The 13204-nt window shown below is 61.8% G+C and carries 10 protein-coding genes; 2 read left to right on the plus strand and 8 right to left on the minus strand.

Annotated features, from left to right (window positions below):
* Window positions 1-13: 13 nt before the first annotated feature.
* From ACQ4WS_RS01795 to ACQ4WS_RS01815, 5 genes are all read right to left on the minus strand, one after another.
* Window positions 14-1123 carry an ABC transporter ATP-binding protein gene (locus ACQ4WS_RS01795; RefSeq protein WP_436473103.1) on the minus strand — a complete coding sequence of 370 codons (1110 nt, stop codon included), beginning with the start codon at window positions 1121-1123 and terminating at the stop codon, window positions 14-16.
* Window positions 1124-1132: 9 nt separating this feature from the next.
* Complete coding sequence (locus ACQ4WS_RS01800; RefSeq protein ID WP_034757607.1) at window positions 1133-2008, minus strand: carbohydrate ABC transporter permease; 876 nt, start codon at window positions 2006-2008, stop codon at window positions 1133-1135.
* A complete protein-coding gene (locus ACQ4WS_RS01805) occupies window positions 2005-2889 on the minus strand; it encodes a carbohydrate ABC transporter permease (protein WP_071077887.1) in 885 nt (294 codons plus the stop codon). The genes ACQ4WS_RS01800 and ACQ4WS_RS01805 overlap by 4 nt, the downstream gene beginning before the upstream one ends.
* A 112-nt stretch (window positions 2890-3001) precedes the next feature.
* On the minus strand, window positions 3002-4255 hold the full coding sequence (locus ACQ4WS_RS01810) for an ABC transporter substrate-binding protein (protein ID WP_436473106.1): 1254 nt from the start codon (window positions 4253-4255) through the stop codon (window positions 3002-3004).
* 268 nt (window positions 4256-4523) lie between these two features.
* Window positions 4524-5810 (minus strand): maltoporin, encoded by a 1287-nt coding sequence (locus ACQ4WS_RS01815; RefSeq protein ID WP_436473108.1) that lies wholly within the window; start codon window positions 5808-5810, stop codon window positions 4524-4526.
* A gap of 344 nt (window positions 5811-6154) precedes the next feature.
* On the opposite strand from ACQ4WS_RS01815, the gene ACQ4WS_RS01820 reads away from it, so the two are divergent.
* Window positions 6155-8068: a glucokinase gene (locus tag ACQ4WS_RS01820; protein WP_436473110.1), complete on the plus strand. Its 1914-nt coding sequence runs from the start codon at window positions 6155-6157 to the stop codon at window positions 8066-8068.
* A complete protein-coding gene (locus ACQ4WS_RS01825) occupies window positions 8052-9137 on the plus strand; it encodes a LacI family DNA-binding transcriptional regulator (RefSeq protein ID WP_436473111.1) in 1086 nt (361 codons plus the stop codon). Before ACQ4WS_RS01820 ends, ACQ4WS_RS01825 begins: the two co-directional genes overlap by 17 nt.
* 34 nt (window positions 9138-9171) lie before the next feature.
* Here ACQ4WS_RS01825 and ACQ4WS_RS01830 read toward each other — a convergent pair whose 3' ends face one another.
* The 3 genes from ACQ4WS_RS01830 to ACQ4WS_RS01840 all read right to left on the minus strand — a co-directional run bounded on the left by ACQ4WS_RS01830 (window position 9172) and on the right by ACQ4WS_RS01840 (window position 13189).
* Complete coding sequence (locus ACQ4WS_RS01830; RefSeq protein WP_436473114.1) at window positions 9172-10812, minus strand: diguanylate cyclase domain-containing protein; 1641 nt, start codon at window positions 10810-10812, stop codon at window positions 9172-9174.
* A 242-nt stretch (window positions 10813-11054) separates the two neighbouring features.
* The gene (locus ACQ4WS_RS01835; RefSeq protein WP_436473116.1) at window positions 11055-11978 is read right to left on the minus strand and encodes a carbohydrate kinase family protein; all 924 of its coding nucleotides are present in this window, start codon (window positions 11976-11978) and stop codon (window positions 11055-11057) included.
* Window positions 11975-13189 (minus strand): AGE family epimerase/isomerase, encoded by a 1215-nt coding sequence (locus ACQ4WS_RS01840; protein ID WP_436473118.1) that lies wholly within the window; start codon window positions 13187-13189, stop codon window positions 11975-11977. Before ACQ4WS_RS01840 ends, ACQ4WS_RS01835 begins: the two co-directional genes overlap by 4 nt.
* Window positions 13190-13204: the final 15 nt, after the last annotated feature.

Here is a 13204-nt window from a genome sequence, read left to right on the forward strand (position 1 = left end):
ATGGCGACAACGCTTAGGCGATGCGTTCGCCGTTGGCCGGATCAAACAGGGCCGCTTTCGACAGATTGAACGACAGCTGCATGGTCTGCCCCGGCAGCACGGCTTCGCGCGGGTGCGTGCGGCACGTCACGGCAGCGCCGTTCAGGCGCGTCGTCAGCAAGGTGTCCGGGCCGGTCGGCTCGACCAGGTCGATCAGGCAACCGAGTTCCTGGCCCACGTCGCCATGCGCGCTGCTCATGTCCGTGATCTGTTCCGGGCGCACGCCCAGGATCACCTCGCGGCCCGCATAGCTGCGCAGCTTGTCGGCCGCGAACGGCAGGGCCAGGCGCATGCTCTTGCCCGCGTTCTCGATGGCGACAAACACTTCGCTGCCCTCGATGACAGGCTTTACGGTAATGAAATTCATCGATGGCGAGCCGATGAAACCGGCCACGAACAGGTTGGCCGGGTTGTCATAGATTTCCTGCGGCGTGCCCAGTTGCTGCACCACCCCATCCTTCATGACGGCGATCAGGTCGCCCATGGTCATCGCCTCGATCTGGTCATGCGTAACGTAGACGATGGTCGCTTTCAGGCGCTGGTGCAGCAACTTGATCTCGGCGCGCATTTCCACGCGCAGCTTGGCGTCCAGGTTCGACAGCGGTTCGTCGAACAGGAACAGCGACGGCTTGCGCGAAATGGCGCGGCCCATGGCGACCCGCTGGCGCTGGCCGCCCGACAGCTGCGCCGGACGGCGATCCAGCAAATGCGTGATCTGCAGGGTTTCGGCGACGCGGGCGACGATTTCTTCCTGCTCCGCCTTCGGCACCTTCTTGACGTTCAGGCCGAAGGCGATGTTTTCGCGCACCGTCATCGACGGGTACAGCGCGTAGGACTGGAACACCATGGCGATGTCGCGGTCCTTGGGCGGCAAGTCGTTGACGACCTTGCCGTCGATGAGGATTTCGCCCGAGGTGACGCTTTCCAGGCCGGCCACCATATTGAGCAAGGTCGATTTGCCGGAGCCGGAGCCGCCGACGAGGATCAGGAACTGGCCATCCTTGATCTCGATGTCGATGCCCTTGAGGACTTCGACGCCATTCGTGTACACCTTGCGGATGCTGCGTATCGATAAACTGGACATATTCTTTCCTTAACCTTTGACTGCGCCTGCGGTCAGACCGCGCACAAAATATCGGCCTGCGACCAGGTAGACCAGCAGGGTCGGCAGCGCGGCAATCACCGCAGCGGCCATGTTGACGTTATATTCCTTCACGCCCGTGGACGTGTTGACCAGGTTGTTCAAGCCCACCGTGATCGGCTGCGAATCGCCGCTGGCGAAGACGATGCCGAACAGGAAGTCGTTCCATATTTGCGTGAATTGCCAGATGATGCAGACGACGAAAATCGGACCCGAAATCGGCAGCACGATCTTGCGGAAGATCAGGAAGAAGCCGGCGCCGTCGATGCGCGCTGCCTTGATCAATTCTTCCGGCACGCCGATATAGTAATTACGGAAGAACAGGGTCGTGAAGGCCGTGCCATACACCACGTGCACGAAGACCAGGCCCGTAGTGGTATTGGCCAGGCCGAATTCGCCCAGCAAACGCGCCATCGGCAGGATCACCACCTGGAACGGAATGAAGCAGCCCACCAGCAAGGCGGCAAACAGGATTTCCGAACCGCGAAAGCGCCAGTGCGCGAAGACATAGCCGTTGAAGGCGCCCAGGAAGGTCGAGATCAGCACGGCGGGAATCACCATCTTGATCGAGTTCCAGAAGAACGGCTGCATGCCGTCGCAGGTGACGCCCGTGCAGGCCGAAGACCAGGCCTTGGACCAGGAGTCGAACTGCCACACATGCGGCAGCGCCAACAGGTTGCCGCTGCGGATCTCGTCGAGCGACTTGAACGACGTCGACAGGGTCACGTACAGGGGCACGATGTAGTACACCGCGAACAGAATCAGCAGCAGGTACAACACCACCCGTCCCAGGGTGAGTTTGTTGTTACGTGTAGGAGTGTGTGTCATCTCATCGCCTTTGCGCTGCGTGTTTCCAGGTACATCAGCGGCACGAGCACGGCCACGATGGTGGCCAGCATCATCATTGCCGATGCCGAGCCCAGGCCCAGCTGGCCGCGGGTGAAGGAAAACTGGTACATGAAGATGGCCGGCACGGACGACGAATTGCCAGGTCCGCCAGCCGTCAATGCGATGACCAGATCGAAGCTCTTGATGGCGATGTGCGCCAGGATCAGCAGCACGCTGAAGAACACGGGACGCATGGCGGGAATCACGATGCGCCAGTAGATCGTCGGCAGCGACGCGCCATCGACTTGCGCCGCCTTGATGATTTCATCATCGATGCCGCGCAGGCCGGCCAGGAACAGGGCCATGACAAAGCCCGACGATTGCCATACGCCGGCGATCACCACCGTGTAGATGGCCATGTCGGAGTTCACCAGCCAGTCGAAGGTAAACGACGTCCAGCCCCAGTCGTGCATGACCTTTTCCAGGCCCAGGCTGGGATTGAGCATCCATTTCCAGGCCGTGCCGGTGACGATGAAGGACAGCGCCATCGGATACAGGTAGATGGCGCGCAGCGCGCCTTCGGCGCGGATTTTCTGGTCCAGCAGGATCGCCAGGAACAGGCCGATGGCGATGCTGCAACCGATGAACAGGACACCAAAGATGCCGAGGTTCTTGAGCGAGGTCCACCAGCGCTCGTTGTCGAACAGCTCGACGTATTGCACCAGGCCGGCGAACTCGTAGTTCGGCATCAGCCGCGATTCGGTCAGCGACAGCCAACCGGTCAAAAAGATAAAACCATAGACGAATAGCAGACTGGCGATGAGCGTGGGGCCCAGCACCATCTGCGGTATCCATCGGTCGAATTGCTTGCGTATGGACATAGGAGAGCCGTAGAGAGAACTGCGTGTGGCCTGTGCTGGGCGGATGCCAGGGCGCAGGCCTGCGGTGCATGCGATGCAGCAGGCGCCGGCGGGAGTGCCGGCGCCGTCGTGATTACTTCACTTTAGCCGCTTTGGCCAATGCTGCAACCGCGTCTTTCGAGCTCATGTTGGTGTTCATGAACTTGGCGATGACGTCGGTCACGGCGCCTTGCGTGGCCGATGCCAGGGCCATGCCATGGGCGAACGATGGCACCAGGCCGCCGGTCTTGTTGGTGGCGTCCATGTCTTCCATCGATTTCAGGGCGCAAGCGTCAAACTTGTCCTTGGAAACGCCGGAACGCACGGGGATGGAACCCTTGTTCAGGTTGAAGATCGACTGGAACTTCGGATTCATGATGGCGTTGGCCAGGGCGATCTGCCCTTTCTTCGCATTCGCATCCTTTTGCGTGAACATGGCAAACGAATCGATGTTGAAGGTGTAGGCCTTGTCCGTGCCAGGCGCTGCCACGCACAGGTAATCCTTGCCCGGCACCTTGCCTGCGGCCGTGAACTCGCCCTTGGCCCAGTCACCCATGAACTGGAAGCCGGCCTTGTTGTTGATGACCATGGCAGTGGCCAGGTTCCAGTCGCGGCCGGCCGCATCCTTGTCGATGTAGGTTTTCACCTTGCCCAGAGTGTCGAACACCTTGAGCATGGTCGGGCCGGTCAATTCCTTCTGGTCCAGCTTGAGGATGGCCTTTTTGTAGAATTCCGTGCCGCCCACGCCCAGCGCGACGGATTCAAACACGGTGGCGTCCTGCCATGGCTGGCCGCCGTGGGCGATCGCGACGCCGCCCGATTTCTTGATCTTCTCTGCTGCGACGAAGAACGCATCCCAGGTGGTCGGGGTGGTGGCCACGCCGGCTTTTTTCAGCACTTCCGGGTTGACCCACATCCAGTTGACGCGGTGGACATTGACGGGAGCGGCAACGTAGTGGCCTTTGTATTTCATGATGTCGGCGACCACTTTCGGCAGCACGGCATCCCATTTGCCTGGAATGGCGGCATCGTCGATATTGGCCAGCACGCCTTCCGCGCCCCACTCCTGGATCGACGGGCCCTTGATCTGGGCGGCCGTTGGCGGGTTGCCGGAAATGACGCGGGTTTTCAGCGCGGTCGCGGCGTTTTCGCCAGCGCCACCGGCCACGGCGAAGTCTTTCCAGCCGAAGCCGCTTTCCTTCACGATTTGCTGCAACTGGCCCACGGACTTCGCTTCGCCGCCGGAGGTCCAGTAGTGCAACACTTCCACGTCGGTCGCAAAGGCGCTGCCAGCGAATGCCAGGGTGGTCAATGCGGCCAGTTGGGTAATCTTGAATTTCAGTTTCATCTCCACATTCCTTTTTTGATCAAGCTTTTAGGGGGCTTCGGCATACGGGGCCGAAAAAGGTGAAATCTGCGCCTGTACCGGCGCTCTTGTGCTCAGACCCGCTTGCAAACGGGCATCATCTTCAGTGAAAAGACGGCGCCGTGATCCATGACATGCGTACATTGTATTTATATCACGGGACGGCGCCAAAAACGCATCCGCGAAGGATGCGCCAGGTTGATCTGCACTTACAAACGTCAACACTGAACAAAACCGTTTGGTTCGGTGCTTAGAACCAGGTTTCGACTTGGAAGCCGTACGACGTGCCGCTGGTATTGTTGTTGTAGATCGGGCCGCCGTTGTTCGACGCATTGACCGAGGCGGTGGCCGCATCGTTCCATTTGCCGTACGTCACGAAAGCGCGCAGTTCAGGACGCGACCACAGGCCAGGGCCGGCCGAGATCGTCGGGGCGATGGTCAGCTTGGTCAGCCGCTTGGCTGGCAGGCCGCCCGCTTGCGTCACGCGGTCCGTACCCAGTTCGCCCACCAGCTTGAAATTGTCGGTGAAGGCGTACACAGGACGCACGCCGACCGAAGTCCAGGTCGAGGAACCTTTGGCATTCGACTCGTCTTTTTGCCACAGGGCGACGAATTCCATGCCAAAGTTCGGCAACGGCTGGATCGCCATGTCATTGAACACGCGCGTGCGTTTCACATCCGAACCGAAACTGGTGTCGCCCGAAGCGCCGAACTGCGCGCCGTTGCCAGTGCCGGGACCGACGCCATATTGCACGCCGAAGGTATTGCCGCCGCCGAACACTTTACCTTGACGGTGGAATGCCGACAGTTGCCAGCCATTGTGCTTCTGGCCATTCGCGTCGTTGTCCTTGCCTTCACCGATGATGTAGGTCGCGGCCAGGTCCAGCGTGCCGTTTTCATTGACAGGAATTTCGCCAAAGATGAAGTTCTGGCGCACGGCAGACTTGGTGCTGACAACGCCGGTCTTCGACACGGTATTGATATCGCTGTCCTTGAAGAAGGCATACGAGAATTTACCGGGGCCGGCAGGAATGCGGTCCAGGCCGGCGCCCGTGCCGTTCATATTGATGTATTGCAAGTCCAGCATGTGGATGTCAGGACGGTAGTAGAAACGTTTACCGACCCAGGCCGTGCCGCCGCTCAGGAAATCGAGTCCCTGCGCTTCGACATAAGCCTTGACGATGCCCAGCTTGTTGCTGCCGAAATCGGAGTTTGGCGCGTAAGCATTGACCCAGATCGTGGCCAGGTAGTTCACGCCGCCGGACTTGGCGACGGACTTGGTGTAGCCGAATTCCGTGTAGGCATCGCACTCATTGCCCAGACGGTATTTCATGGTATTGCCACCCAGGCCGAAGCAGCCTTGCGAACCGCCGTCGCCCGAGGTATTGCTGCCGGCACCAGCGCGCAGGTAGCCGTGGAAGCCTTCGGCGTCGGATGGGTACATGGGGTCGGCGGCAGCGGAACCGCTGGCGATGGCTAAGACGATGGCAGCCGGCAGTGTTTTCAACACGGCCTTCAACATGTTGCGATGCAGCATGGTAAGTCTCCTCAGTAGTTATTTTTTATCTAGTCATTCGTGGCCGAATGTACTGGCCAGAATTCTTTCCAGCAGAGACATAGTAACTATACTACGAACAAATATCAACATATTATGTTGTAATCCTACGACTACTCTGCGACACTTTATTTGCGTACTAATAGGCGCGTTGACTGCCCTGCTTTTCCCCCTGGCGCCACCGTTTCCGGCACTATGGACAAGCATTTGTGCAGGCACCCTGCATTTTTCGGCACGCGGCACGTATACGAATTAAAATCTTTGGTTTTTGCCATAACGACAGTGCGCCGCCACGACCGCGCACGCATACGAGACTAGGCACCGCCATGAAAATTGATGAAAAAATGGAAATAGCAGGCAGCGATCCGGCGGAACGTTTCAGTGAAGGGCCGCGCCTGCTGGCGGACATCGGCGGCACCAATGCCCGCTTCGTGCTCGAAACACGCCAGGGCCACCTGGAAGCGGTCGCCGTACTGCCCTGCGACGACTACGCTTCGCTGCTCGACGCCATCACCGCGTATATGGATAGCAGCGAGGCGCGCGCCGCCGGTTCGGCGCGCGTGCGCCATGCGGCCATCGCCATCGCCAATCCCATCGACGACGACAATATCCGCATGATGAACCATCACTGGTTCTTCTCGATCGAGGCGATGCGCGCCACGCTGGGCCTCGACACCTTGCTGGTGGTGAATGACTTCACGGCGCTGGCCATGGCCCTGCCGTATTTGCGGCGCGACCAGCGCCTGCAGATCGGCGGCGGCATGGCGCGCGCCGACAGCGTCATCGGCCTGCTCGGTTCGGGCACGGGCCTGGGCGTGTCGGGCATGATCCCCGCCGAAGACCGCTGGATCGCGCTGGGCAGCGAAGGGGGCCACGTCAGCTTCGCGCCCTGCGACCAGCGCGAGATGGACGTGCTGTCCTTCGCCTGGCGCGAGCTGTCGCACGTCTCGGCCGAGCGCCTCGCCTCCGGGCGCGGCCTGGAACTGATTTACCGCGCCCTGTCCGAGCGCGCCGGCAAGCCCGACGCGCTACCACTGCTGGCGGCCGATATCACCAGCCGTGCCCTGAACAATGAATGCGACGTGTGCCTGGAAGCGGTGGACTGCTTTTGCGCCATCCTCGGCTCCATCGCCGGCAACGTGGCCATGACCCTGGGCGCGCTGGGCGGCATCTATATAGGCGGGGGCATCGTGCCGCGCCTGGGCCCCCTGTTCGAACAGTCGCAATTCCGCGCACGCTTCGAGCAAAAGGGCCGCCTGAACGACTACCTGGCACAGATTCCCACCTTCCTGATCACGGCCGAACTGCCGACTTTCCTGGGCATCGCCGCCATCCTGGCGCAAAAACTCAAACGTGCCCATTCCGGCGCGCCCGTGCTCGAATCCGTGCGCCAGGCGCGCGGCAGGATGAGCCCCTCGGAATGCAAGGTAGCCGACTGGGTCTTGAAAGAGCCGAACGCGATGCTGACCCTGCCGATCGCCGAAATCGCCCAGCGCGTCGGCGTCAGCCAGCCGACCGTGATGCGCTTTTGCCGCTCGATCGGCGTGCAGGGCCTGGCCGACTTCAAATTGAAGCTCGCTTCCGGCCTGACGGGCGGCGCCATCACGGTGGCCCACTGCCATGTGGAGATTTCGGATTCCGACGCCGAACTGGCGCGCAAGGTGCTGGGCAATAACGCCTCGGCCGCGCTGGCCCTGCGCGACATGCTCGACGTGAAGGCGCTGACGGCGGCCATCGAGCTGCTGCGCGGCGCGCAGCGCGTGGAGCTGCTGGCCGTGGGCAGCGCCCGCGTGGTAGCCGACGACATGCAGCACAAGCTGCTCAACCTGGGCATCGTCAGCAGCTTCTTTGCCGATCCGCAGGCGCAGGAAATGAGCGCCGCCATGCTGAAACCGGGCGACGTGGCACTGGTCATTTCCCGTTCGGGCGCCCTGCCCGACCTGCTGCGCACCGTCAAGGTGGCGCAGGGCTGCGGCGCGCGCGTGCTGGCCATTACGGCCAGTGGCTCGCCGCTGGCCAAGCTGGCCGACGTGCTGCTGACCTTGAACCACCCGGAAGGCAATCTCAATTTCGTGCCCATGATCGTGCGCCTGCTGCAGCTGATGATGCTCGATATCCTGTCCGTGGGACTGGCGCGGCGCGACACGGCGCAGCGCACCAGCGCCGCCGAGCTGGAAGAGGGTCAATTGCACGGCATGCGCATCAGCGGCAAGCTGAAATTCGGTGGCCACCTCGAATAAGGCGGCGCACGCCGCCCCCGCCTCCTCCGACGCCGCCAGCGGCGCCACCGTGCATGACGTGGCGCGCGTGGCCGGCGTGTCGGCCATGACGGTATCGCGCGTGATCAACGGGCGCGCCAGCGTCAGCGCGGTCACGCGCGACAAGGTCGAGGCGGCGATCGCCAGCCTGCGCTACCAGCCCAACCTGGCGGCCAGGGCAGCCCGCACGGGCACCCTGCGCATTGGCCTGTTGTACAGCAATCCCAGCGCCGCCTTCCTCAGCGAATTTTTAGTTGGCGCCATGGACCAGTGCCGCCAGGGCGGCGGCCAGCTGCTGCTCGAACGCTGCGAAGACCTGGATAGCCAGCGCGCCGGCATTGCCTGCCTGGTGGCGGCCGGCGTGGATGGCATCCTCGTGCCGCCGCCCCTGTGCGATTCGCCGGAGGTGCTGGCGCAGCTGAACCAGATGGGCATCCCCGCCATCGCCGTGGCCACGGCACGCCCCTCGCCCGGCGTCTCGGCCGTGCGCATCGACGACTACGAAGGCGCACTGGCCATGACGCGCCATCTGCTCGCGCTGGGCCACCGCGACATCGGCTTCATCGAGGGCGATCCGGCGCACACGCCGGCCCTGCTGCGCCGCCAGGCTTTCGAAGACGCCATGCGCGAAGCGCATCTGTCCGTGCCGCCGCACAGGGTGGCGCAAGGCTACTTCACCTATCGTTCGGGACTCGACGCGGCGCGCCAGTTGCTGGCGCACGCACCGCACCCCAGCGCCATCTTCGCCAGCAACGACGACATGGCTGCCGCCACCCTGGCCGTGGCGCACGGCATGGGCTTGCAGGTGCCGGCGCAATTGAGCGTGTGCGGCTTCGACGACACGCCCGTCGCCAGCACGGTCTGGCCCGAGCTGACCACCATCCACCAGCCCATCGCCGACATGGCGCGCGCCGCCGTCAATCTCGTCATCGACGAAATCCGCCAGCGCCGCGCGGGGGAAAGCGTACCGGCCACGCATCACTTGATGGAATTTACGCTGATACAGCGGGCATCGTCGGGCAGGCATGCGCCGCCGGCGGCAAAGGAATAGCGCCGACCTTGACGCTGCCAGAACAGGCGATGTCCTACACCGCCTCGGTCAAGGCGGGGCTGCCGATGGAAGTGATGGCATAACCGTTGCGGCCAGCGCTCTTTGCCTTGTAGAGCGCCGTATCGGCCGCCGTCAAGAATGCCCCTGCCGTCGTATCGCCCCGGGCACAGAACGCCAGGCCGACACTGGTGGAGACATGCAGACCGATGCCGCCGCAATCGAAGTGCACGACCATCTCTTGCACGATTTTCTTGCCCAGTATCGCAAGCTCGGACTGATCCGTCAGTTGTTCAAAAATGATGACGAACTCGTCGCCGGCAAGGCGCGCTACCGTGTCCGAGGCCCGCACGCAAGCCTTGAGCCGTTGGGCAAATTCGATCAATACCTGGTCGCCGATACCATGTCCGTATGTATCATTTATTTTTTTAAAATAATCGATATCCAGATAGGCCAGCGCCAGGCCCGTACCAGCGCGGCAGGCGCGCGTCAATGCCGCAGCCAGCGCCTCGTCAAACATGCGCCTGTTGTGCAAGCCCGTCAGCATGTCAGTGCGCGCCAGCGCAGCGAGGTTGCTCTCCGCAGCTTCCCTCTGTAGCGACAGCGCATAGAATGCACGGCTCAGCTTGCCGAACTCGTCTTTGCGGGCGATATCAAACACCGCAATATCGGCATGGCCTGAGCGTATGCTCGCCACATGCCGGCCCAGGTCGCCCAAGGGACGCAAGAGCAGCAGCACCGCGAGCCAACCGGCACAACTGGCCAGCAAGGCGACGCCTGAGGATGCCATGATGACTTTGGCATAAATATCGGTGATCGGCGTGAATGCCTCGCTTTCAGGGTAGACGGCGCCGATGATCCAATTGGCCGCATGCAAATGCTTGTACGTGATAATCGCCTGCACGCCCAGTTTGGATTTACCCTGCGTCCAGCCGTCGAATCCACGCAAGGCGGCCAAGGTGGAAGGTGTCACCCCACCTTTTTCCTCACTCACCAACTTCAGGACGCGCGTCGGGTCCGGATGCTGGAGTATCGTGCCGTCGTCGGTCAACATGAACAGATAACCGCTCTTGCCCGGCTTGAGCTGCTCCCACTGGCCGAAAAATGTCGGGCTTTGCAAATTGATGCCGCCAGCAATCACATACAGCAATGTACCGGCTTCGTCATAGATCGGTTCGGTTACAAGCACAATGGGCTTGCCCGACAGCAGGCTCTTGAATGGACGCGATATCACGCCTTCCCTGAATTTGACGGTATCGATAAAGTAGTCGCGCGTGGCGAAATTGAGCTTGCCGACCACGCTACGGTCATTCATGCTGGCAATTAATTGCCCAGTAGCATCAAAGGCGACGAGATTGAAAAATTCCTCACGCAGGGTTGGATGGTTTTCAATAAATGCCTGCATGCGCTGCGGATCTTGATACACATCCGCGGGTAGCCCTTCCGCCAGTACCTTGAGCAGTGCTTTCTTCGCATTCAAGTCTGCGTCGATATATGCCGCCGCGCTGGCCAGCAAGGCATATTGCTGGTTGCCGATGACGGATGCCATCTGCCCTTGCGCGACAGAGAGCGATGTGAGCGCCACAGAACCCGTCGCGCACAGCACCAGCACGCCCACGAGCACAGCCATCTTGAATTTGAAGCTCCTGGGATTGAAAAATTTCCATATCTTATGCATGCGGACTTCCTTCTCAGCGCCCATGCTCTGTAAAGCGCACAGGTCCGGCCAGGTAGCGCCATGCATGGCACTGGGCGGAACGGCATATTTTTCAGCGGATGCACTGGAACCTACCCTGGAGCCTGTCTCCGCAGATGAATGCCCTCCCGGCACAGGCTCTTGACATGGCAAGAGAGCAAAGCTTACGCCTATTCGTGCAAAAAGGGCGCCCTGGCGCCCTTAATACACTCTGCATACCCACATCATCCCAATATAGTGCGCTCAAGCAACGATTCCACCAATTGCACCGACGGCGGCGCGCCACCGGCCGCCAGGCAGGCGCCCGCCCCGGCCGCGACGGCAAAGCGCAAGTGCTGGCCGCCGTCGGAGTCAAGCCGGTACATCAGGCTGTACAGCAAGCCGCCGATGCTGGCGTCGCCCGCCCCCACCGAATCGACCACCTCGATGACGGGTGGCGCCGCCTGCCATGCTTGCTCGCCCTGATACAGGGCGGCGCCCTGCGCGCCGCGCGTATACAAATAGGTGGCTTGCCGATTCCAGCTGCGCAGCAAGGCAAACGCGCCATCGATGTCGTCGTGGCGGAACAGGCCCGCCAGGTCTTCGTCCGACACTTTGATCACGTCAGCCAGCTGCGTCATGCGGCGCAGGGTGGCGTCGTAGCGCTCATCCATCATGATGCGGAAATTCGGGTCGTAGCTGATCTTCACGCCAGCCGCCTTGAGTTCCTGCGCCAGCGCCAGCAGCTTGCCCGCCAGCGGTTCGCGCGCCAGGCTGATGCCGCCGAAATGCACCCATTGCGCCCCCTGCATCCAGCCAGCCGGCAAGAGCGACGCGTCGAAATGCAGGTCGGCGCTGTCGTCGCCGATGAAGTAGTAGGTGGGCGGATGCAGTTCATGCACGATGGCCAGCAGCGGCGACTTCGCATGGCGCTGCAAAAAACGCATGTCCAGGCCCGCCGCCGCGGTGGCAGCGGCCAGCGCATCGCCGAAGACGTCGCAGCTGACGCCGCCCGCAAAGGCGCTGGGCACGCCCAAGCGCGCCATCACGCGCGCCACGTTCCAGGTCGAGCCGCCCACCTGGCTGTTCCAGGAGTCCGCACCCGTGCGCAGCATGTCCGTCAGCGCTTCGCCGGCCGAAACAAAGCGTGGAAAATTGGCTGCACTCATGCGACACCGCCAAGCACGTTCAGCACTTCATAGCAGGCGCCCATGGTGTGATAATCAACCTTGCCGGCCGGGCTTTTCTCGTCGCTGATCTTGGCATTTTCCGGCGTCAAAATGCGGTACCAGGCGCCGTGCTCGTGGTCGACGAAGTGCGTCCAGCTATAGTCCCATATCTTGTCGTAGCTTTGCCAGTAGGCCTCGTCCCCGGTGCGCGCGGCCAGCACGGCGGCCGCCGCGAAGCTTTCCGCCTGCACCCAGAAGTATTTGTCGCCATCGCAGATCTCGTCTTGCGGGCCGAAACCATAATGAATGCCGCCATGCGCGCCATCCCAGGCCTTGGCCAGGGCCGTGTCGTACAGGGCGCGCGCACGCGGCAGCAGCCAGTCGGACGGGCCGGCCATGAACTTGGCGTGACGCTCCATGATCAAGAGCAGCTTGGCCCATTCCGTGAAGTGGCCGGGCTGATAACCCCACGGACGGAAGATATTGCTCTTGTCGTGCAGGTTGTAATCCCAGTCGATCGACCAGTCAGGTTTGTAGTGTTCCCAGATCATGCCTTTCGCCAGGCCCGCCTGGCGCACCGTAATATTGTGCGCCAGCGTCACGGCGCGGTGCAGATAGCGCGCCTCGCCCGTCGCCTCGAACGCGGCCAGCATGGCTTCGCAGACATGCATGTTGGCGTTCTGGCCCCGGTAGCCGTCAAGCGTCGCCCAGTCGGCGCTGGCCACATCCGCATACAGGCCGTGTTCGGGCAGCCAGAAGCGCTGCTCCATCAGTTCAAAGGTCTCGTCCAGATACGCGCGCGCTTCCGGCATCCCCGCCTGCAAGGCATGGGCATAGGCGAGCAGCACGAAGGCCAGGCCGTAGCAGTGGTTGGCGCCATCTTCCACCGTCTTGACGCCGTCTTTCCACAACAGTTGCCAGGCATAGCCGCCCGTGGCGGGGTCGCGGTGCACGTCGCGCAAGAAGGCCACGCCGTGGCGCAGGGCCGCCAGGTAATCGTCGCCGCCGAAGTGGCGGTAAGCCATGGCGTAATTGAAGATGAAGCGCGTGCTGCTGACCAGATGGCGCGTGCTGGCGTCGTACACCGTGCCGTCATCGAGGAAGAAGTGATAAAAGCCGCCGCTCGGGTCAACAGCGCGCGGGTGATAAAAGTGCATCGTGTGCAGGATATGCTTTTCCAGCATTTCCCTGGAGCGGAAATCGGGATTCATCGGTCTCTCATGATA

Origin of the sequence: Janthinobacterium leeuwenhoeki (assembly GCF_051380795.1) — a bacterium.
Lineage (GTDB): Bacteria > Pseudomonadota > Gammaproteobacteria > Burkholderiales > Burkholderiaceae_D > Janthinobacterium.